Source organism: Fertoeibacter niger (assembly GCF_009380135.2).
GTDB classification, from domain to species: Bacteria; Pseudomonadota; Alphaproteobacteria; order Rhodobacterales; family Rhodobacteraceae; genus Fertoeibacter; species Fertoeibacter niger.
Window position 1 is genome coordinate 70,922 of the sequence record NZ_WHUT02000004.1, and the last position, 19,196, is coordinate 90,117.

Annotated in this window: 24 protein-coding genes; 8 read left to right on the forward strand and 16 right to left on the reverse strand. The window is 66.4% G+C overall.

The window, feature by feature from the left end; genetic code table 11:
* The 6 genes from GEU84_RS07970 to ccoN are packed head-to-tail and all read right to left on the reverse strand — an operon-like array spanning position 1 to position 5,361.
* Positions 1-453, reverse strand: coding sequence for a FixH family protein (locus GEU84_RS07970; RefSeq protein WP_174539443.1), 453 nt, complete (start codon positions 451-453; stop codon positions 1-3).
* A 1-nt stretch (position 454) separates the two neighbouring features.
* Positions 455-1,891 carry a cytochrome c oxidase accessory protein CcoG gene (gene ccoG / locus GEU84_RS07975; RefSeq protein WP_241427622.1) on the reverse strand — a complete coding sequence of 479 codons (1,437 nt, stop codon included), beginning with the start codon at positions 1,889-1,891 and terminating at the stop codon, positions 455-457.
* 60 nt (positions 1,892-1,951) lie between these two features.
* Complete coding sequence (gene ccoP / locus GEU84_RS07980; RefSeq protein WP_174539444.1) at positions 1,952-2,821, reverse strand: cytochrome-c oxidase, cbb3-type subunit III; 870 nt, start codon at positions 2,819-2,821, stop codon at positions 1,952-1,954.
* Positions 2,821-3,012: a cbb3-type cytochrome c oxidase subunit 3 gene (locus tag GEU84_RS07985; RefSeq protein ID WP_174539445.1), complete on the reverse strand. Its 192-nt coding sequence runs from the start codon at positions 3,010-3,012 to the stop codon at positions 2,821-2,823. Before GEU84_RS07985 ends, ccoP begins: the two co-directional genes overlap by 1 nt.
* Before the next feature lie 9 nt (positions 3,013-3,021).
* Positions 3,022-3,747: a cytochrome-c oxidase, cbb3-type subunit II gene (ccoO, locus tag GEU84_RS07990; RefSeq protein WP_174539446.1), complete on the reverse strand. Its 726-nt coding sequence runs from the start codon at positions 3,745-3,747 to the stop codon at positions 3,022-3,024.
* Positions 3,748-3,759: 12 nt separating this feature from the next.
* Positions 3,760-5,361, reverse strand: coding sequence for a cytochrome-c oxidase, cbb3-type subunit I (ccoN, locus tag GEU84_RS07995; protein WP_174539447.1), 1,602 nt, complete (start codon positions 5,359-5,361; stop codon positions 3,760-3,762).
* Between the two features lie 192 nt (positions 5,362-5,553).
* Here ccoN and GEU84_RS08000 point away from each other — a divergent pair, with 192 nt between their 5' ends.
* Positions 5,554-6,402, forward strand: a complete 849-nt coding sequence (locus GEU84_RS08000) for a universal stress protein (protein ID WP_174539448.1) — start codon at positions 5,554-5,556, stop codon at positions 6,400-6,402.
* Positions 6,403-6,528: 126 nt separating this feature from the next.
* Positions 6,529-7,323 carry an inositol monophosphatase family protein gene (locus GEU84_RS08005; protein WP_174539449.1) on the forward strand — a complete coding sequence of 265 codons (795 nt, stop codon included), beginning with the start codon at positions 6,529-6,531 and terminating at the stop codon, positions 7,321-7,323.
* 180 nt (positions 7,324-7,503) lie between these two features.
* Here the strand turns inward: GEU84_RS08005 and GEU84_RS08010 are convergent, their stop codons facing one another.
* The 3 genes from GEU84_RS08010 to GEU84_RS08020 all read right to left on the reverse strand — a co-directional run bounded on the left by GEU84_RS08010 (position 7,504) and on the right by GEU84_RS08020 (position 9,239).
* Positions 7,504-7,884: a PRC-barrel domain-containing protein gene (locus GEU84_RS08010; protein ID WP_241427623.1), complete on the reverse strand. Its 381-nt coding sequence runs from the start codon at positions 7,882-7,884 to the stop codon at positions 7,504-7,506.
* Positions 7,885-8,146: 262 nt separating this feature from the next.
* Entirely contained in the window at positions 8,147-8,494 is a 348-nt protein-coding gene (locus GEU84_RS08015) for a YigZ family protein (protein ID WP_174539450.1), read from the reverse strand.
* A 13-nt stretch (positions 8,495-8,507) separates the two neighbouring features.
* Positions 8,508-9,239: a M48 family metallopeptidase gene (locus GEU84_RS08020; RefSeq protein ID WP_174539451.1), complete on the reverse strand. Its 732-nt coding sequence runs from the start codon at positions 9,237-9,239 to the stop codon at positions 8,508-8,510.
* Positions 9,240-9,431: 192 nt separating this feature from the next.
* Between GEU84_RS08020 and GEU84_RS08025 the strand changes: the two genes are divergently transcribed.
* The 5 genes from GEU84_RS08025 to GEU84_RS08045 all read left to right on the forward strand — a co-directional run bounded on the left by GEU84_RS08025 (position 9,432) and on the right by GEU84_RS08045 (position 12,278).
* Positions 9,432-9,668, forward strand: coding sequence for a hypothetical protein (locus GEU84_RS08025; RefSeq protein ID WP_174539452.1), 237 nt, complete (start codon positions 9,432-9,434; stop codon positions 9,666-9,668).
* Positions 9,669-9,915: 247 nt separating this feature from the next.
* Entirely contained in the window at positions 9,916-10,155 is a 240-nt protein-coding gene (locus GEU84_RS08030; RefSeq protein ID WP_174539453.1) for a hypothetical protein, read from the forward strand.
* Positions 10,152-10,646 (forward strand): hypothetical protein, encoded by a 495-nt coding sequence (locus GEU84_RS08035; RefSeq protein WP_174539454.1) that lies wholly within the window; start codon positions 10,152-10,154, stop codon positions 10,644-10,646. Before GEU84_RS08030 ends, GEU84_RS08035 begins: the two co-directional genes overlap by 4 nt.
* Positions 10,647-11,007: 361 nt before the next feature.
* Positions 11,008-11,586, forward strand: coding sequence for a nitroreductase family protein (locus tag GEU84_RS08040; protein WP_174539455.1), 579 nt, complete (start codon positions 11,008-11,010; stop codon positions 11,584-11,586).
* Positions 11,586-12,278, forward strand: a complete 693-nt coding sequence (locus GEU84_RS08045; protein WP_174539729.1) for an EI24 domain-containing protein — start codon at positions 11,586-11,588, stop codon at positions 12,276-12,278. The genes GEU84_RS08040 and GEU84_RS08045 overlap by 1 nt, the downstream gene beginning before the upstream one ends.
* Here the strand turns inward: GEU84_RS08045 and GEU84_RS08050 are convergent, their stop codons facing one another.
* Both GEU84_RS08050 and mce read right to left on the reverse strand, forming a co-directional pair.
* Positions 12,279-12,563, reverse strand: a complete 285-nt coding sequence (locus GEU84_RS08050) for a DUF1467 family protein (protein ID WP_174539456.1) — start codon at positions 12,561-12,563, stop codon at positions 12,279-12,281. It lies immediately after the preceding gene.
* Complete coding sequence (mce, locus tag GEU84_RS08055) at positions 12,560-12,964, reverse strand: methylmalonyl-CoA epimerase (RefSeq protein ID WP_174539457.1); 405 nt, start codon at positions 12,962-12,964, stop codon at positions 12,560-12,562. The genes GEU84_RS08050 and mce overlap by 4 nt, the downstream gene beginning before the upstream one ends.
* A 227-nt stretch (positions 12,965-13,191) precedes the next feature.
* On the opposite strand from mce, the gene GEU84_RS08060 reads away from it, so the two are divergent.
* Positions 13,192-14,019, forward strand: a complete 828-nt coding sequence (locus GEU84_RS08060) for a response regulator (protein WP_174539458.1) — start codon at positions 13,192-13,194, stop codon at positions 14,017-14,019.
* 46 nt (positions 14,020-14,065) lie between these two features.
* On the opposite strand, the gene GEU84_RS08065 is transcribed toward GEU84_RS08060, so the two are convergent.
* The 5 genes from GEU84_RS08065 to GEU84_RS08085 form a co-directional block, all read right to left on the reverse strand.
* Positions 14,066-14,767: a GNAT family N-acetyltransferase gene (locus tag GEU84_RS08065; RefSeq protein ID WP_174539459.1), complete on the reverse strand. Its 702-nt coding sequence runs from the start codon at positions 14,765-14,767 to the stop codon at positions 14,066-14,068.
* Positions 14,768-14,841: 74 nt separating this feature from the next.
* Positions 14,842-15,333: a DUF1993 family protein gene (locus GEU84_RS08070; protein WP_174539460.1), complete on the reverse strand. Its 492-nt coding sequence runs from the start codon at positions 15,331-15,333 to the stop codon at positions 14,842-14,844.
* Positions 15,330-17,108: an aspartate--tRNA ligase gene (aspS, locus tag GEU84_RS08075; RefSeq protein ID WP_174539461.1), complete on the reverse strand. Its 1,779-nt coding sequence runs from the start codon at positions 17,106-17,108 to the stop codon at positions 15,330-15,332. Before aspS ends, GEU84_RS08070 begins: the two co-directional genes overlap by 4 nt.
* Positions 17,109-17,376: 268 nt before the next feature.
* Positions 17,377-18,009, reverse strand: coding sequence for an aminotransferase class IV (locus tag GEU84_RS08080; RefSeq protein WP_420899276.1), 633 nt, complete (start codon positions 18,007-18,009; stop codon positions 17,377-17,379).
* Positions 17,967-19,103 carry an aminodeoxychorismate synthase component I gene (locus tag GEU84_RS08085; RefSeq protein ID WP_174539730.1) on the reverse strand — a complete coding sequence of 379 codons (1,137 nt, stop codon included), beginning with the start codon at positions 19,101-19,103 and terminating at the stop codon, positions 17,967-17,969. Before GEU84_RS08085 ends, GEU84_RS08080 begins: the two co-directional genes overlap by 43 nt.
* Between the last annotated feature and the right edge of the window lie 93 nt (positions 19,104-19,196).

The window sequence follows — 19,196 nt, forward strand, 5'->3', positions numbered from 1 at the left end:
TCAGCCCTTCACGAACAGGTCGATGCGCTGGCGGAACAGCGTGCCATCGGGGGCGCTGGCCTCGACATGCAGCATCCATTTGCCCGGTGCCAGATCCAGCGGCGTGCTGAACACCCCGTCAGCACTGGTAAATTCCGGCCTTGCATCGTCGCGCGCCACCGTCGTGCGTCCCACCAGAACACGCAGATCCTGCACCGGTGCGGGCAACCCCGCCGCATCGCGGAACGTCAGGCGCAGCGCACCTGTGCTGTAGACGCTGGACAGTTCCCAGCCCAGCCCCTGCTGCGCGCTGCGGTCGGCGTCAAAGCTCTGGCTGGCGATGTAGGAGTTTTTCACCTCCAGCCCCGGAAAGGTGGCCACGGCCTGATATGCCAGCGTCATGTTCACCCCGATGATTACCGCAAAGGCGCTGACCGTGATCACCAGCACATGCCGCCCCGTCAGTTCGCCCATCTCAGTCATCCTTTCCGTTGAAAATCGTGTCGCTGTGGATGCGGTCGGTATTGCCCAGATCCGCGACCCACAGCCGCAGGTCGGTGCGGTCCGTGCCTGCCGCCCGCGACCCGGCAGGGGCCACCACATAGATGCGCTGCATCGTCGTCGCATTGCCCGGGACGGTGACGGTCTGTGCAGCCTGCCCCTCCAGCGTCAGCGCAAGGCCCGCGTCCGAAGTCAGCGAGATGGCAAACTCGCGCGCCCCGCCGTGTTTGTTCAGCAGCCGCAAGTCATAGGTGTTGCGGATCGCACCATCCGAAAGCGTGACGAAAGTGGGGTTGCGCACCGGCGTCACATGCAGCCCGATGTCAGACCGCAGGAACAGCGCCGCCACCAGACCAAGGCCAACTCCGCCCCACAGCACTGTGTAAAGGATCGTCCGGGGCCGCAGGATGTGCTTCCACACCGGTTTTACCGCAGTGCCCGCACGTTCGGCCACCTCATCGGTCAGCGCCAGATAATCTATCAGGCCCCGTGGCTTGCCGATCTTCGCCATCGTGTCGTCGCAAGCGTCGATGCACAGCGCGCAGGTGATGCAGGCCAGTTGCTGCCCATCGCGGATGTCGATGCCCGTGGGGCAGACGTTCACGCAGGCCATGCAGTCGATGCAGTCGCCATGGGCATCAGCCGGGGCGATGGCGCCTTTTTGCAGCTTGCCGCGCGGTTCGCCCCGCCAGTCGCGGTAAGCCACGGTGATGGTGTCCTCATCCATCATTGCGGCCTGAATCCGGGGCCACGGGCAGGCATAGATGCAGATCTGTTCGCGCATGAAGCCGCCGAAAACGAATGTCGTGGCCGTCAGCCCCGCGATGAAGGCCCAGGCCACAGGATGCGCCTCGCCCGTCACCAACCCGCGCAACAGCGTAGGCGCATCGGCAAAGTAGAATACCCAAGCCCCGCCCGTGGCCATGGCGATCAACAGCCAGACCGCCCATTTCATCAGCCGCTTGCGGGCCTTTTCACCATTCCACGCCTGCCGGTGCAGCCGCAGCCGCGCGTTGCGGTCGCCCTCGACCCAGCGCTCGACCAGGATGAACAGATCGGTCCAGACGGTTTGCGGGCAGGCATATCCGCACCAGACCCGCCCCAGCGCCGAGGTGAACAAGAACAGGCCCAGCCCGGCCATGATCAGCAAACCGGCGACGAAGTAAAACTCATGCGGCCAGATTTCGATCATGAAGAAGAAGAACCGCCGCCCGGAAAGGTCGATCAGAACCGCCTGATCCGGCAGGTTTGGCCCACGGTCCCACCGGAGCCAAGGCGTGATGTAATAGATGCCCAGCGTCACCCCCATGATCCACCACTTCAGCGTGCGGAAATACCCCTTCACCCGGCGCGGAAAGACCGGCTCGCGCGGGGCATACAGGCTGGGTGGCGGGGCGTCGGTGGGGGTCAAGGGGCTCTCCAGTGGTATCAGATTGGTGTCTGGCGGGCCTGAAGCGGCCCGCCGGGCAGGCTATTCGCCGCCACCAAGCCCGTGGACATAGACCGCGACCGCGCGCAGGTCGGCCTCGGACAGGCGGGTGTTCCAGTTCGGCATCACGCCGAACCGTGCGTTGGTGATCGTATCGGTCAGGGCCACCGCGTCACCGCCATAAAGCCAGATCGCATCGGTCAGCACCGGCGCGCCCAGGTCACGGTTGCCCTCGCCCGCATCGCCATGACAGGACGCGCAATTGTCGGCGAAAAGCGTGGCCCCCGCCGTGGCCAGGCCCGCGTCATGGTCCTGCCCCGAAATCGCCAGAACATGCTGCACCACCTGCGCTATCTCGTCCGGTGTCAGCAATTCGCCGAACTTCGGCATTTCCGAATAGCGCGCATCGGGGTCGGTGGTGTTGCGGATGCCATGGGCGATGGTGGTGTGGATGTTGGCGATGTCACCGCCCCACAGCCAGTCATCGTCCAGCAGGTTGGGATAGCCCGAGGCCTGCACGCCCGCCGCCCCCGACCCGTGGCATTGCGCACACCATGTCCGGAACACCGCCGCCCCGGCACTGGTGGCATACTGGTTCAGTTCGGGGTCGGCGGGGATCGCCGCCAGATCGGCTGCCTCCAGCCTTGCGCGGATCGGGCCATTGGCATCGGCGAACCGCTGGATTTCGGCAGCGACGTTGTCGCGCGTGGAATACCCCAGCAGCCCCGGCGTGGCGCGGCTCAGCAGCGGCCAGGCCGGATACAGCACGCTGTAGATCAGCGCGAAAAGGATGCAGGCATAGAACGTCCACAGCCACCAACGGGGCAGCGGGTTGTTCAGCTCTTCGATTCCATCCCAGATGTGGCCGGTGGTGCCGGGATCGGTCGGTTTGTTGGTGGGCTTGCGGGACATCAGCGCGGCTCCGTTTCGGTCGGGGCGGCTTTGGGCCGGGTGTCATTGCGAAAGATCGAGGCGGCGGCGGCATCATGCGCAGAACGGCTGCCCGGGCGATACGCCCAGAAGATCACGCCGACAAACACCAGCGTCAGTGCCAGCAGCATCCAGCTGTCGGCGAATTCGCGCAGCAGACTATAGGTTTGCATGGCGGCCTCCTAGCGGTTGGGATCGGGGATGAAGGTCGAGAAATCGACCATGGTGCCCAGCACCTGCAGATATGCGATCAGCGCATCCATCTCTGACGTGCCAGGCTGGCCGTCGAAGTTGCGCACCTGCGCGCCATCATAGCGTTCCTGCATGGCCGCATAATCGAGGTCGGGATTGGCCTGTGCCGCGAAATCGAGGCTGGCGTTCTCGATCATGTCATCCGTGTAAGGCACGCCGACGATGCGGTGTGTGGCCATCAGATCGGCCACATAGTCACCCTCCAGCATCACATCCGACAGGAAGCCGTATTTCGGCATCACCGACTCGGGCACCACCGATTGCGGATCGGTCAGGTGATCGACATGCCAGGCGTCGGAATAGCGTTCGCCCACACGGGCCAGGTCTGGCCCGGTGCGCTTGCTGCCCCACTGGAACGGATGGTCATACATCGACTCGGCGGCAAGGCTGTAGTGGCCATAGCGTTCAACCTCGTCGCGCATCGGGCGGATCATCTGGCTGTGGCAGACATAGCACCCTTCGCGGATGTAGATGTCACGGCCCGTCAGTTCCAAGGGCGTGTAGGGGCGCACCCCCTCGACCTTTTCGATGGTGTTTTCAAGATAGAACAGCGGCACGATCTGCACCAGTCCGCCGATGCTGACCACGACAAAGCTGAGCGCAAGCAGCAGCGTGGCGTGGCGTTCGATGGGTTTGTGGCGGTCAAGAATTGACATGGGTTTCCTCGATCATTCGGCGGGAATGGCGGCGGGCGCGGGCGCGCGGCCCGGGGCGGATGTGACGGTTTTCCAGAGGTTGACGCACATGATGATGCTGCCGGCCAGATAGAGCATACCGCCCAGCCCCCGCACGATGTTCATCGGCCATTTCGCGGAAACCGTGTCGGCAAAGGCGTTGACGAGGAACCCGTTGGCATCGACCTCGCGCCACATCAGGCCTTCCATGATGCCCGACACCCACATCGCGCTGGCGTAAAGAACGATCCCGATCGTGGCCAACCAGAAGTGCCAGCTGACCATGGCGAGGCTGTAAAGCCGGTCACGGTTCCACAGGCGCGGCACCAGGAAGTAAAGCGCGCCAAAGGTGATCATGCCGTTCCAGCCCAAGGCACCGGAATGCACATGGCCGATGGTCCAGTCTGTGTAATGGCTCAGGGAGTTGACAGCCTTGATGCTCATCACCGGGCCTTCGAAGGTGGACATGCCGTAGAACCCGATGGCCACGACCATCATCCGCAGCACCGGGTCGGTGCGCAGCCGGTCCCATGCGCCCGAAAGCGTCATCAGCCCGTTGATCATGCCGCCCCAGCTGGGCATCCACAGCATGATCGAGAACACCATTCCCAGCGTCGCCGCCCATTCGGGCAGGGCGGTGTAGTGCAGGTGGTGCGGCCCCGCCCAGATATAAAGAAAGATCAGCGCCCAGAAGTGGATGATCGACAGTTTATAGCTGTAGACCGGGCGTTCGGCCTGCTTGGGCACGAAGTAATACATCATGCCCAGGAACCCCGCGGTCAGGAAGAAGCCCACCGCGTTGTGGCCATACCACCACTGCACCATCGCATCCTGCACGCCCGAAAACACCTGCACCGATTTCGAACCGAACACCGACACCGGGATCGACAGGTTGTTCATCACATGCAGCATCGCCACAGTGACGATGAACGACAGGTAGAACCAGTTCGCGACATAGATATGCGGCTCGCGCCGTTTGATGATCGTGCCAAGGTAGACGGCCAGATAGGCCAGCCAGACGATCGTCAGCCAGATGTCGATGTACCATTCCGGCTCGGCATATTCCTTGGACTGGGTGGCGCCCAGCAGATAGCCGGTGGCCGCCAGCACGATGAACAGGTTGTAGCCCCAGAACACGAACCAGGCGAGGTTGCCGCCCCACAGCCGCGCGGCGGATGTGCGCTGCACGACATAGAACGACGTGCAGATCAACGCATTGCCGCCAAAGGCAAAGATCACCGCCGAGGTGTGCAGCGGCCGCAGCCGGCCAAAGTTGGCATACCCCTGCGCCCATTCAAAGTTCAGCGCCGGGAAGGCCAGCTGAAAGGCGATGACCACACCCACCAGAAACCCGGTGACACCCCAGAATGCCGTGGCGATCACACCATAGCGCACCACGCCGTCCAGGTATTCGTTCTGCGGCATCGCCGCGCGCGGCTCGTCCGTCCGGCGCAGCACCCACAGAAACAGGCCAGCCGCGACCACCATGATGATCACGGCATGCACCATATAGGCCAGATCGCGGGCATGGTTGGCGGCAATCGCCGCCAGCAGCGTGATCAGGCCCAGCGCGGTCAGTTTGATGTAATCCGTCATTCCGCATCCCTCTGTCCCACCGGCCCGCCATGCGGCAGACCGGGCACTCTTTGCGGGCGAGGGTGGAGCATCCGCCGGGCGGCCGCCTTGATCCATGTCAACCGCAGCGGCCCGATTGCTTGATCCAGATCAGGGCGCTTTGGGTCTTTTGGTCGCAGCCTCTGATCCAAAGGCACCGAGGAGGACCGCATCATGGCCTACAAATCCATTCTGACCGTCGTGACCGGCCCGCAGGGCATCGGTCGCCTGCTGGGGGTGGCTAGCAATCTGGCACAGGCCCAGGACGCGCATCTTGACGTGCTGGCAGTGGGCGTGGACGGATTGCAGCCCGCCTTTTACGGAATGGGCGATTCAATCTCGGCCATGCAGATCGCGCTGGATCAGGCCCGCGAGGTTGCACGCGCCAACGAGGCCGCCGCACGCGATTGCCTGACGCGCGAAAGCCCGGTCCTGCGCTGGTCTCTGGAAGGTGCGGCGCTGCAAACCGGCGGCCTGCGTGATCTTGTGGCCCAGCGCGCGCGGTTCAGCGATCTGGTGGTGCTGCCACAGCCCTATGGCGGCGACAGCCCGAAAGACACGGCCATCGTGCTGGAATCGGCGCTGTTCGACGGGCAGTCTGCCGTTCTGGTCATCCCGCAGGGCATGGAAGCCCCCATGCCGACAGGCGGCCGCGTCATTATCGCCTGGAACCAGAGCCGCGAGGCGATGGCCGCCGTGCGCCGCGCGATGCCGTTCCTGGCGGCAGCCCGGCAGGTCAGCATCGTGGTGGTCAACCCGCCGCTGCACAGCCCCGAACGGTCAGACCCGGGTGGTCAATTGTGCCAGATGCTGGTGCGCCATGGTGTCAAGGCGGGCGTGTCGGTTCTGGCGCAAAGCGAGCCGCGCACCGCACAGGTTCTGCTGCGGCATATCCGCGAACAGGGGGCCGACCTGCTGGTGATGGGTGCTTACGGCCATTCACGGCTGCGCGAATCGATCCTGGGCGGGGCTACGCGCGACATGTTGGAACAGGGCACGGTCCCGACCTTGCTGGCGCACTAGCCCACCTGCGCGAACCCCAACCTTGTCCCGAATGACACAGCCGCGCGGCCCCATTGGCATCACGGGCAAGCCATGCATAGATCGCCAGGCAAACCGGGGCTTTGCCCCTTGTCCTGGGAATGTCCGATGACCGATGCCATAGCCGCGCGCCACCAGGCCGCCGAACAGATCGCCGCCGAGGCCGCCGCGCTGGCCCTTGGCTATTTTCATCGCCGCGCCGATCTGGTGGTCGAGACCAAAGCCAGCCCGCAAGACATCGTGTCGCGCGCCGACCGCGAGGTCGAGACACTGATCCGCGCGCGGCTGGCGGCCCTTTGCCCCGATGACGGGTTTCTGGGCGAAGAACTGGGCGTGCAGGCCGGCACCTCGGGCTTCACCTGGGTGATCGACCCGATTGACGGCACCAGCCCCTTCATCGCCGGTCTGCCGCATTGGTGCGTGGCGATCGCCCTGCAACAGGGGGCTGCAACCGTGGCCGCCGTAACCCATGTGCCAGTCGCTGACGAGGTGTTTACGGCGCGTCAGGGTGGCGGTGTGCGGCTGAACGGGGCGCTCTTGCGGCTGGACGATGCGGTGCGGCTGACCAACAGCCAGACCGGCATCGGGGCCAGCCACCGCTCCGACCCCACCGCAATGGCCGCGCTGGTCCAGGCGCTGCTGGTGGCAGGCGGTGTGTTCTATCGCAACGGATCGGGCGCGCTGATGCTGGCCTCGGTCGCGGCCGGGCGGCTGGGCAGCTATTTCGAGGCGCATATGCATGCCTGGGATTGTCTGGGCGGTCTCTTGATGGTGCGCGAGGCGGGCGGTGTCACCGCCCCGTTCTGCGCCGACGGCTACTTGCTTGCGGGCGGCAGGGTGGTGGCCGCAGCCCCGCAAGTCTGGCCTGCGCTGCAAGATGTGCTGATCGCGGCAGAGGTCTGACCGCGCAACGCAACGGACCGCAGCGTTTGAACGCTGCGGCCCTTTCACGGCAAGTCACGGCAAGATCATTACGCGGCTTGTGGCGCGGCTTGCGGCCGGTCGGCCCGCATATGTGTCAGGCAACCTGCGCCTGTGCGGCGGGCAGGGGCCGGGCGCAACCGCGCCCTGCCCCCTCCCAGATCACATCCAGTAAGGTGCCACGCCATAATGGTCATGCGCTGTCTGACCCCAGGTGCGGTCACGCTGCCAGTCTTCCGGCACGGCGGGGGCCGCTTCAAGCTGTTCCTTGGTGATGTCGGTCACATAGCCGTCCAGCTGCACGTCATAGCGCAGCTTGCCCCAGGGCAGCGGCGTGTGGTCGGCACCGATGCCCAGGAAACCGCCGAATGACATCACGGCATAGGCCACACGGCCCGATTGCTTGTCGATCATCAGATGGTCGACATTGCCCAGGTGATCGCCCGTCGGGCTGTAGACCCGCGCGCCGTTCACGTCACCGCTGGACACCATCGGGTTCGGCGCGGTGGTCTGGGTCGGGGCGGCATAGGGTTGCGTCTGCATCGTATCCTCCTGCGTTGCAGCTATACCGACAAAACCCCACAGGCCGGGAATGGTTCCCCCATTTGGCGTTTCCTGCCGCCGCGTCACCACCTCGCCGCCCCCGCATCCCGGCTGCGCGGCCGCAAACCCACGACAGGCAAGGCCCGTTCGGGCAAGACATGGCCAACCAGTTTTTCGGTCGCGGTGTTCGTCGGTTCCGCCACTGGCACCGCCCGAACCGGGCCGCAAGGCAGCCGCACCTGTGCCACCCAAGGCGCAAGACTCACGCTCCCGCCAGATACTGCCGCACGGCCTCTGTCACATGGCGGAAACGGTCACCGCCCAGCGGCACGCCGCCATACCAGCGCGTCACCACCACCACATGATCGCGCAGGCCCGCGCGTTCCAGCATGCGCAGGATGGCGGCACCCGCCCCCGCCTCGCCGTCATCACCCTTCAGCGGGCCATCGGCCAGCAGCACAGCCCAGGAATTATGCGTGGCGCGGGCGAATTTCTTGTGGTGCTTCAGGGCCACCAGAAACGCATCGACCTCGGCACGGCTGGCCGCAGGCCCGCCCGACACGGCATATCTTGAGCCGCGGTCGCTGACGACATTCTCGATCTGCCGCATTTCCACCGCCCGATCAGCGCCCCGTCAGCCGTGCAACCGTGTCCTGCACCACCGCGCGCCGCGCGGCATTGGGCGGATGCGTGCCCAGAAACTCATCCCCCGGGTCGGGCAGCCGGTCAAAGAACGCGGCCCCCCGCAACGGGTCATACCCGGCCAGCAAGGCAATCTCGGCCCCCAGGGCATCGGCCTCAAGCTCGAACTCCTTGGAAAACTGCCGCGCCCCCACCGAGGCACCTACCTGTTGCACCTGCCGGATCGTCGCCTCATCCGCCCCGCCCAGCGAGGCCAGCACCCCGGCCAGCAGCGCCCCGGTCATCGCGGTTTCCTGCTGGCGCGGAATGTGGCCTGCGATGTGATGCGCCGCCTCGTGGCCCAGCACGAAGGCCAGTTCATCGGCGTTGCGCGCATCGGCGATCAGCGCAGGCGTAAAGCCGATGATCGGGCGGCCCGCGCCATCCAGCGTCTGAAAGGCGTTGGCCGGCTGGCCCGGGCGTGTGTCCAGCGCGATCTGATAGTTGCAGGGCACGCCCCGGGTGCGCTGCCGGCACAGATCCTCGGCGACAGGCTGCACCTGCGCCACCACCTGCTGAAACCTGCCCAGCGCGGTCGTGGCGGTGGGCTGCGGGGCGGTGGGCTGCGGGGCGGGGCCCGCAGACACCGGCACCGGCGGCGCAAGCGGCCCCTGCGGAACGGCCGCACAAGCGGCCAGCCCCGCCACCATCACCACCATCACCAGATAACGCATGCCCGCACCCCGACTTGTTTTTCCCCTGATTAGCAAGTTTCCCCGGACAGAGAAGCCCGGATCAAGCGCCGCGGCACCTGCTCACGCGAAGGTGCGACGCTTTGGCAAAAGCTGCGCGCCCGTGGCAAACCGCCGGGTGGCACGACGCACGGGGCATTGAGCTTTGCATCCCCCTGCCCTAGCATCTGCGGCATGTTTACCATCGAGCATGATTTCGACGCGACCGTCATCACCCTCATCGACGAGGGTGGCGTAGCCTTGCAGGAAGACGTGACGATTTGCGCCTTCGAGGATTGCGTGACGCTGGAACAGCTTGATCCGCTGACGGGCGAGCCGATGCGCCTGACGCTGTCCATGGCGCAATTGCACGATCTGGCCGCCGCACTGGATCTGCCCGAGGGCAGCTACCGGCTGACCCGAAAGGGCTGAACGCCTGCCCCCAGTCATGACGGCACTATTCCCCCCTGCGCATATTGACGCGCGGCGTGTCGGTGCCTGTCCGGCCCTTCTGACGGGCAAAGAGCGATTCTGCGCCTGATTGGGCGGATGTGACATTCACCCCGGAATGAGGCCTTGCATATCTATAGTGTTTTTGTCAGAAATATCCGAGGTCAAGCCGTTTCCCGCCAGATCACCCACCGGTCCGCCCCGTGGCGGCAGGCGAAGCGAGGCACGTATGACCGACATCACCCGACTTCTGGCCATGGATGCCGTTGCGCGCGCCCATGGTGGCGGGCTGAACCCCGCGCTGCGCGCCCTGCTGGGGCGCAGCGTGCAGCATGACGGCACGCTTGCCGCGCCGTTCCCCGTCCACAGCGCAGGCCCCGCACGGCAGGCGGTGCCTGCGGCCTTGCCCCCCGGCGTCAGCCACCTGCCATCGCCCATGCTCAGAAACGCCCGCAAGGTGCCGGCATGAGCTGCCAGATGCCGCACCCGGGCGACATGCCGCTGGAACAGGCCGGGCTGGATGGCTTTGAAACCGGGCTTCTGGCCCTTCTGCGCCATTTCTGCGCCAGCTTTGCCACGCCGGAAACCCAGGGCTGGGTGCTGGCCTTCCGCATCGCGGTGGAACGCTGGGGGCCACGCGATGGCCCGGCAACCGGGCAGGCGCTGCTGGCGGTGGCGCAGGCCATGCGGCTGACCCGGCGGTCGGTCTTCGTGTTTTCCAATCCGCTGTGCCCCGGCTGCCGCGCGGTCATCACCCCGAACGAGCGGCACATGATGCGGATGATCCACGCCGCCCGCCGGGGCCGCGCGGGCGAGGCGCGGGCCGAGGCGATGCTGCTGTGCGAGGGGCAGGACACCACCCATCTGTTGCAGGCGGTCGAGGCGCTGGCCGCCCTGTTTCCGCCCTCGGCGGATGACCGGCCCCTGCCCCGCAGCCTGGCGGCGCTGCGGCTGCATTAAGATCGCAAGAAACGCGCGCCGCGTGCCCTGTTGCCGACAAAAGACGCGCCATCACCCCGGCGGGCGGGCAGGCTGTTTGGGGCCCCCATCCCGCTTTCAAAGGGCGACTGCGGCTGTGGCTGGCGCGCCGCATTCTGCCCTGCCGCGCGGCGGCGGTTGACCGGGGCTCATCCTTTACCAGCGGTCACTCTTCGCCGCACCCGCCGATGACCGACCGCAAGGGACGGAATTCGCCCCGGGGGCTGGCAAGATGCCGCTTCCCCCGCACAAGCCCGCAAAACACCGCCATCTGACCGCCGCCCCTTGACCGCACCTGCCCTTTCCCCGACATCTGGCCCAACCCGCCCGACCCGAGGTTCCCATGCCCGCACCCAACCCTGCCGCGCTCGACTTCCTGCTGACCCGCCGCTCGCGCCCGGCCAAGACACTGGGCCTGCCGGTGCCTGACCGCGACGCGCTGGCCCCGATCCTGACCGCCGCGGTGCGCAGCCCCGACCATGGCAAGCTGGAACCCTGGCGCTTTTTGGTGCTGGAACAGGGGGCCATGCCACGGCTGGCCGCACTGGCCGAGGCGCGGGCCATCGCCCTGGGCGGCGACGCAGAAAAGATCGCCAAGGGGCGCGGGCAATATGATGCGGGCAAACTGGCCGTGGTGGTGATCGCCAGCCCGAAACCGTCAGAAAAGATCCCCGCACTGGAACAGACCCTTTCCGCCGGCGCGGTCTGCCTTGCGCTGCTGAACGCGGCCGAGGCGGCGGGCTGGGGGGCCAACTGGCTGTCAGGCTGGCCATCGCATGACCGCGCTTTCATGGCCGAGGCATTCGGCCTGGAACCGCAGGAATTTGTTGCGGGCATCATCCATATCGGCACCGAAACCGCCATGGCCCCCGACCGCCCCCGCCCCGACATCAACCGGCTGACTACCTGGGTATCCGCATGATCTTTGGCGATTTTCTGCGCGCCGTTGGCCAGATCGGCGACCGGCGCTTTCGCCGCGTGCTGTTTTTGGGGGTGGCACTGTCGCTGGCGCTGCTGGTCGGGGTCTATGCCGGTTTTCTGTGGCTGCTGCAGTCCTTCACCCCGGATGAGGTGGTGATCCCCCTTGTGGGCCCGGTGGGCGGGCTGGATACGCTGGTGTCCTGGGGGTCGGCGTTCTTCATGATCGGGCTGTCGGTGTTTCTGATGGTGCCCGTCGCCTCGGCCTTCACCGGCCTTTTTCTGGAGGATGTGGCCCAGGCGGTCGAAGATCGGCACTACCCGCACCTGCCCGCCGTGCCGCGCCTGCCGCTGGGTGACACGCTGATCGACAGCGCCAATTTCTTTGCCCTGCTGATCGCGGTGAACACGGTGGCGGTGCTGGCCTATGTGTTCGTCGGCCCCTTTGCGCCGGTCCTGTTCTGGGGGCTGAACGGCTATCTGCTGGGGCGAGAGTATTTCACGCTTGTGGCCATGCGCCGGCTGGGCCGGGTGCAGGCCAAGGCGCTGCGCCGCCGCTACCCCGGCACGATCTGGATGGCGGGGGTGCTGATGGCGGCCCCGCTGTCGATCCCCTTGGTGAACCTGCTGATCCCGGTGCTGGGGGCCGCCACCTTCACCCATCTGTTCCACCGGCTGAACGCCCGGCAGGGCTGATCAGGGCTGTGCGCCCTCTGGCCCCAATGTGCCGCGGATGTCGAAATCGCGCACCGAAATCACCCCCGACAGGATCACCGCCGACAGCGCCGCCCAGACCACCACCGCAATCAGCGTGGTCAGCCGCGCCTTGCGGGCCACCACGAAACCGGCGGGGGCAGATGACGGGGTGCCCGGCACCACGGCGCCAGCCTCGCCCTGCGAGGTGACGCGCAGCGGCAGCACAATGAAGAACACCATGAACCAGACCATGGCGAACAGAACGATGGCGGCGGTGATGGTCATACCTGCTCCAGCTCCACCAGACAGCCGTTGAAGTCCTTGGGGTGCAGGAACAGCACCGGCTTGCCATGCGCGCCGATCTTCGGCTCGCCCGAGCCCAGCACCCGCGCACCCGCCGCTTTCAGGCGGTCACGCGCGGCCAGTATATCCTCCACCTCATAGCAGATATGGTGGATGCCACCGGCCGGGTTCTTGTCCAGAAACCCCTGGATGGGCGAGTTCTCGCCCAGCGGATACAGCAATTCGATCTTGGTGTTCGGCAGGGTGATGAAGATCACCGTCACGCCATGGTCAGGCTCGTCCTGCGCGGGGCCGACCTCGGCCCCCAGGGTGCCCCGGTATTGCGCCGCCGCCGCCGCAAGGTCGGGCACGGCAATGGCCACATGGTTCAGGCGTCCGATCATGATCCGCTCCGCAAGGTGATGCCCGGTTATGCGGCCCGCGGCCCGCGCAGGCAAGAGGGCGACGTGCCGCAGGCGGGCCCTTGCAGGAGGCGGGCCCTTGCAGGAACTCCGGGCTGGCGTTTACCTTGGGTTAGGTATTTTGCGGTTCAATGGCCCGGTCCCGCCACCGTCTTGCTTGCCTGCATGTCCACCGCCCTGCGCGAAGGCCCACCATGCCCCAGCCGCCAATGCCTCCCGCCTCGCTGCATACCCGGCTGACCCCGCCGGATCTGGCCGCACAGCCGCTGCTGCCACTGGCCGGGTTGACGGTTCTGGCGGTGGAAGACAGCCGTTTCGCGTCGGATGCGCTGCGGCTCTTGTGCCAGCGGTCGGGCGCGCGTCTGCGCCGCGCTGCCAACCTGCATGCGGCCCGGGCGCATCTGTCAGTCTATCGCCCCGATGCGGTGATCGTCGATCTGGGCCTGCCCGATGGCCGGGGCGAGGGGCTGATCCGCGATCTTGTGCTGCATGGCCCATCCCGCCCCCGCATCTTGGGGTGCAGCGGTGATCCGGATGGGCGCGGCATGGCGCTGGCCGCTGGCGCAGACGGGTTTCTTGACAAGCCGCTGCCGGGCCTTGCGGCCTTTCAGTGCGCGGTGCTGGGCCTGCCCCCGCTGCCACAGGGGCTGGTGCAGGCTGATGTGCTGCCCCCGCCCGATCCGCTGGCCCTGCAGGATGATCTGGCCGAGGCGCGGCGCCTGACCCGGCACCTGATCACCCGCGCGTCAGGCGATGGCGGAACCGCCGCGCAGGGCCTTTCCGTTTGGCCAACACGCGAATTGGCCCTGCATTCGCGCAACCTGTCGGCGGCCCATCTTTCCAGCACGCTGCAAAAGCCAAGCCACGCCTATCTTGCCGCCTTTGTCACCAGTCTGGCCCGCAGCAGCAACGACACGGTTCTGGAACAAGCCGCCAAAGCCGCCCGTCACAGCCACAGCGGACTGCAACGGCTCGATCATCTTCTGGCGCAACGGCTTGGCGAAACCCGGGCCTTCAGCCAGGATGAAAAGCCGTGATCCGGCTCAGCGGCCGCAATAGACCGGCGCGGGCCGCAAGATCAGCCTAGCGGTCCCCGCCACGCACCAGTCGGGTCAGGTCGGACAACCGCTCGCGCTGGCTGCCATCGGCACGGAAATTCGCAGGCAACAGCCAGGCGCGGTAGGCCTCGCGCAGCGACGGCCATTCGCTGTCGATCACGGAATACCAGGCGGTGTCGCGGTTACGGCCCTTGACCACCGCCGCCTGCCGGAACAGCCCCTCATAGGCAAAGCCCAGCCGTTCCGCCGCGCGGCGCGAGGGCAGGTTCAGCGCGTCGCACTTCCACTCGTACCGCCGGTAGCCCGCATCAAAGGCCCATTGCATCATCAGAAACGTCGCCTCGGTGCTGACCCGCCCGCGCTGCACCTCGGGCGACAGGCAGATATGCCCCACCTCGATCGACCCGGCCTCTGGCGTGATGCGCAGGTAACTGGCCACCCCGCCGCAATGCCCGGTCTCGCGGTCGCGCAGCGCGTAAAACAGCGGATCCGTGCCGCTGGCGCTGGCCTTGACCCAGCGGTGATATCCCGCCGACGATCCGAACGGCCCATAGGGCAGATAATCCCACAAGCCGTCATCCACGCTGAAGGCGCGGTGCAGGTCGGCGGCATGGGTGTCGGCCTCCAGCCGCTCCAGCCGCGCATAGAGACCCTCCAGCAGCACACCCTCAGGGCGCGGCGGGGCGACCCAATCAGGCACCGCAACACCAAACCGCTTGTCTGTCATCACCGCCATCCCCGTGCTGCCCGTTGCAGGTTATGGCGCTTTGCCGCGCGCGACACAACGGGGCTGACCGCGCTTCAGGAAAACCGGAACCCGCCGGGATAATGGTGCAGCCCGTCGAAATCAGCCTTGCCCAGTGCCAGCCCCGCCGCGCGCAGGCTGGCGTAACCCATGGTCAGGTGAAACATGAAGTTCGGCATGCCATACTGGTGCAGAAAGGTCGCGCCATCCTGCTCCAGATCGGCAAAGCCCGCGCGGTGGCAGATCACACGCGCCTCGGCCCCGATGAAATCGGTGGCGGCCAGCCGGGCCAGCTCCGCCTGCACCGCCGCAAAACGCCGCGCCAGCGCCGTTTTGTCCGCCCCCTCCGGCAAGTCGGGCACAGCACGCCCTGCCAGCGGGCAGGCAACCCGCAGCGCATAGCCCGCCGCCGTGGCCAGTTGCGCACCCGCCGGCAAGGCATCGGCCAGCCCCTGCGCCAGCTGCGCCTCGCTCGCCCGCTCCGCCATCCGCGCCGCCTGCCCCAGATAGCGGGCAAAGACCGGCACCGATGCGGCGTAAAGGCTCATTCCTTCGGCACCACCCGCAGGTTCAGCTCGCGCAATTGCGCGTTCAGCGGCTCTGACGGCGCACCCATCAGCAGGTCTTCGGCGCGCTGGTTCATCGGGAACATGATGACCTCGCGGATGTTCGCCTCATCCGCCAGCAGCATCACGATCCGGTCGATCCCCGCCGCACAGCCACCGTGGGGCGGCGCGCCGTATTTGAACGCCTTGACCATGCCGCCGAACCGCTTCTCCACCTCCAACGCCGGATAACCCGCCAGTTCAAATGCCTTGAACATGATCTCCGGCTTGTGGTTGCGGATGCCGCCACTGATGAGTTCATAGCCGTTGCAGGCCAGATCATATTGATAGGCATAGACATTCAGCGGATCGCCCTGCAACGCCTCAAGGCCCCCTTGCGGCATCGAGAACGGGTTGTGGCTGAAGTCGATCTTGCCCTCATCCGTCTTTTCATACATCGGGAAATCGACGATCCATGCGAATTTGAAGCAATCCTGCTCGGTCAGCCCCAACTCCCGCCCGATCTCATTGCGCGCACGCCCCGCGACAGCCTCGAAGTTCTCCGGTTTGCCACCAAGGAAGAAGGCCGCGTCGCCCTCGCCCAGATCCAGTTGCAGGCGAATGGCCTCGGTCCGCTCCGGCCCGATGTTCTTGGCCAAGGGCCCGGCGGCTTCCATGCCCGACCCGTCCTCGGCCTTGCGCCAGAAGATATACCCCATCCCCGGCAGCCCTTCCTTCTGGGCAAAGGCGTTCATGCGGTCGCAGAACTTGCGCGACCCGCCGCCCGGGGCCGGAATGGCCCGCACCTCGGTGCCTGCATTCTCCAAAAGCTTGGCGAAAATCGCAAAGCCCGAATCCCGGAAATGATCCGACACGATCTGCATCCGGATCGGGTTTCGCAGATCGGGCTTGTCCGACCCATACCACAGCAGCGAATCCCGATAGGCGATCAGCGGCCAGTCGGCATAGACCTTTTTCCCCGGCGCGAATTCCTCGAATATTCCCTGAACCACCGGCTGCACGGCGGCAAAGACATCCTCCTGCTTGACGAAACTCATCTCGATATCAAGCTGATAGAAGTCGGTGGGTGAACGGTCGGCACGCGGGTCTTCGTCGCGGAAACAGGGCGCAATCTGGAAATAGCGGTCAAACCCCGCCACCATGATCAGCTGCTTGAACTGCTGCGGCGCCTGCGGCAGGGCATAGAACTTGCCCGGATGCAGCCGCGACGGCACCAGAAAATCGCGCGCGCCTTCGGGGCTGGAGGCGGTGATGATCGGCGTCTGAAACTCGTTGAACCCCTGCGCCCACATCCGGTTGCGGATCGACCGCACCACGTTGGACCGCAACATCATGTTGGCATGCAGCTTTTCGCGGCGCAGGTCCAGAAAGCGGTAGGTCAGCCGGGTTTCCTCGGGGTAATCCACGTCGCCAAATACCGGCATCGGCAATTCATCGGCCGCCCCCAGCACGGTCATGCCGGTGGCGTAAACCTCGATCTCGCCGGTCGGCAGTTTCGGGTTCACCAGCGCGGCATCGCGCCCCTTCACCCGCCCGTCGATGCACACCACCCATTCGGCGCGCAGCTTTTCCAGCTCGGCAAAGGCCGGGCTGTCAGAATCACAGATCACCTGCGTGATGCCGTAATGGTCGCGCAAATCCAGAAACAGCACGCCGCCATGGTCGCGCACCCGGTGAACCCAGCCCGACAGGCGCACATCCTGCCCCACATTGGCCCGGTTCAGTCCCGCACAAGTATGGCTGCGATAGGCGTGCATCGTTTTCCCCTTCCCGAGGCTTTTCATGTTCCGCGCCGATACACATCGGGCAAGGGCCAAAGTCAAGGCCGCGCCAAAGTCACGTGCCCCGCACCCCGCATTCTTACTGGCCCAAATATCCGCGCCGCAGGCCTCCGACAGGGCTGCATGTGATCCCGCCTGATCGCCGCCCGCCCAAAAATCTTCGAAGATTTTTGCAAGAATTTTCGAAAATTCTTGGGCGCCCGCCGGGGGTCTCAGGCTGGGATACTTTTGCCAGAATGCAAGCTCACCCCGCCCAGATCGCCGGGGCCAGACCGCGCAACGCATTGCCCAGCCACAGCCGCGCGCGGGGCAGGTCGCGGCCTTGCAGCACCGCCTCGCGCGCCATGCCGCTGGACAGCATGTCCGCCCGCAGCACGCCCGGCAGCAGCCCCGACGCCAGTGGCGGCGTGCATAGGCCCGTGCCCAAGTCGAAAAACAGCGTGGTGATCGTGCCATCGCAGACCTCACCCCGTTCGTTCAGGAACACCACCTCGTCCAGCCCCGGCGGTAGGGCGGCACGCGCGGCGTCATAGGCGGCGCGGCGGGTGGTTTTCAGGCCAAGCCAGGGGTCGGCGGAGTTCAGGCTGGCCCCGGCCAGCCCGACGCGCCACAGGGCCAGCGCCGCGGGCAGCGCGGCCACCGTTACCTCCAGCGCACCCTCGGCATCCAGCGTCAGGCGCAGGCGTGCCGGGCCGGATGGCGCTGCGGCCCGCAGGGTCGGGCCCGGGTCGGCGCAGGGCCAGCCCAGCAGGCGGGCAGACCGCTCCAGCCGCGCCACATGCCCCGCCAGCCGGGGGAAAGCCGCGCCATCCCACAGCAGCGTCTCGATCAGCCTCAGCCCCGGCTCACCGCCGCCGCCGCGAAGCGCGCTTTCCACAGCGCCTCCTCCCATTCGCCCTGCGCGGTGGACCCATGCACCACCCCGCCACCCACATTCATCACGATCTGCCGCCCCGTCACCGTCATGGTGCGGATCGCCACTGAAAAATCCGCCCGCCCGTCGGGGGCCAGCCAACCCACCGCCCCGCAGTAGACGCCGCGCGGCTGCCGCTCCAGTTCGCGGATGATCTGCATCGCGCGGATCTTTGGTGCCCCCGTGACCGACCCGCAGGGAAACAGCGCAGCCAGCAGCCCCGCCAGCGTGACCGGCCCCGCCAGTTGCCCCTCGACGGTCGAGGTCATCTGATGCACGGTGCTGTAGGTTTCCATGGCAAACAGCGCGGGCACCCGGACCGAGCCCACCTGCGACAGCCGCGAGATGTCATTGCGCAGCAGATCCACGATCATCAGGTTTTCCGCGCGGTCCTTGGCGCTGGCCTGCAATGCCGCCGCAACGGCGGCATCCTGCGCCGGATCGGGGTGGCGCGGGGCGGTGCCCTTCATCGGGCGCGTCACGATGCGCCCGCCCGCGTCGATGGCAAAGAACAGTTCGGGCGAGCGTGACACCACCACCGGCCCGCCCAGATCGGCAAAGGCCCCGTGCCCCACCGCCCCGGTGCGCCGTAGCGCGCCATAAAGCCCCAGCGCCGTGCCCTTCACCAGTTCCGCCCGCATCGGAAAGGTCAGGTTCACCTGATAGCAGTCGCCAGCGGCGATATAGCCCAGCAGCCGCGCCATGGCAGCGTCATAGGCGGCGCGGGTGATCATCGGATGCGGGCGGCTGATGCCCGTCGTCAGCCCCGCCTGATGCGCGCGCGCCAGCGTAGCCGCCGCATCGCCGGGGGCCGCGAAAATACCCATACACAGCAGGGGTGTGGGCCGGTCCCGCGGCATCTGCGGGGCCAGCCGCGGCTCCAGCGCATAGCCCGCCTCATAGGCGACATAGCCCGCCAGCCATTTGCCCGCCGCGCGCGCCGCCTCCAGTTCCGCCAGCGCCGGGGCAAGGGCGGCAGGGTCATCCACGCTGATCACAACCTCGGGCCGGTCGAACAGCACCGGGCCGCCATCTGGCCCGAATTCACACAGGATCATGCCCATGGGATCACCCCGTCGCCTTTTGTTCTGCCGTCACGTGCCTTCTGGGCCATCTAGCACGGGCTCACCACCGGGAACAGGCCGGGTGCG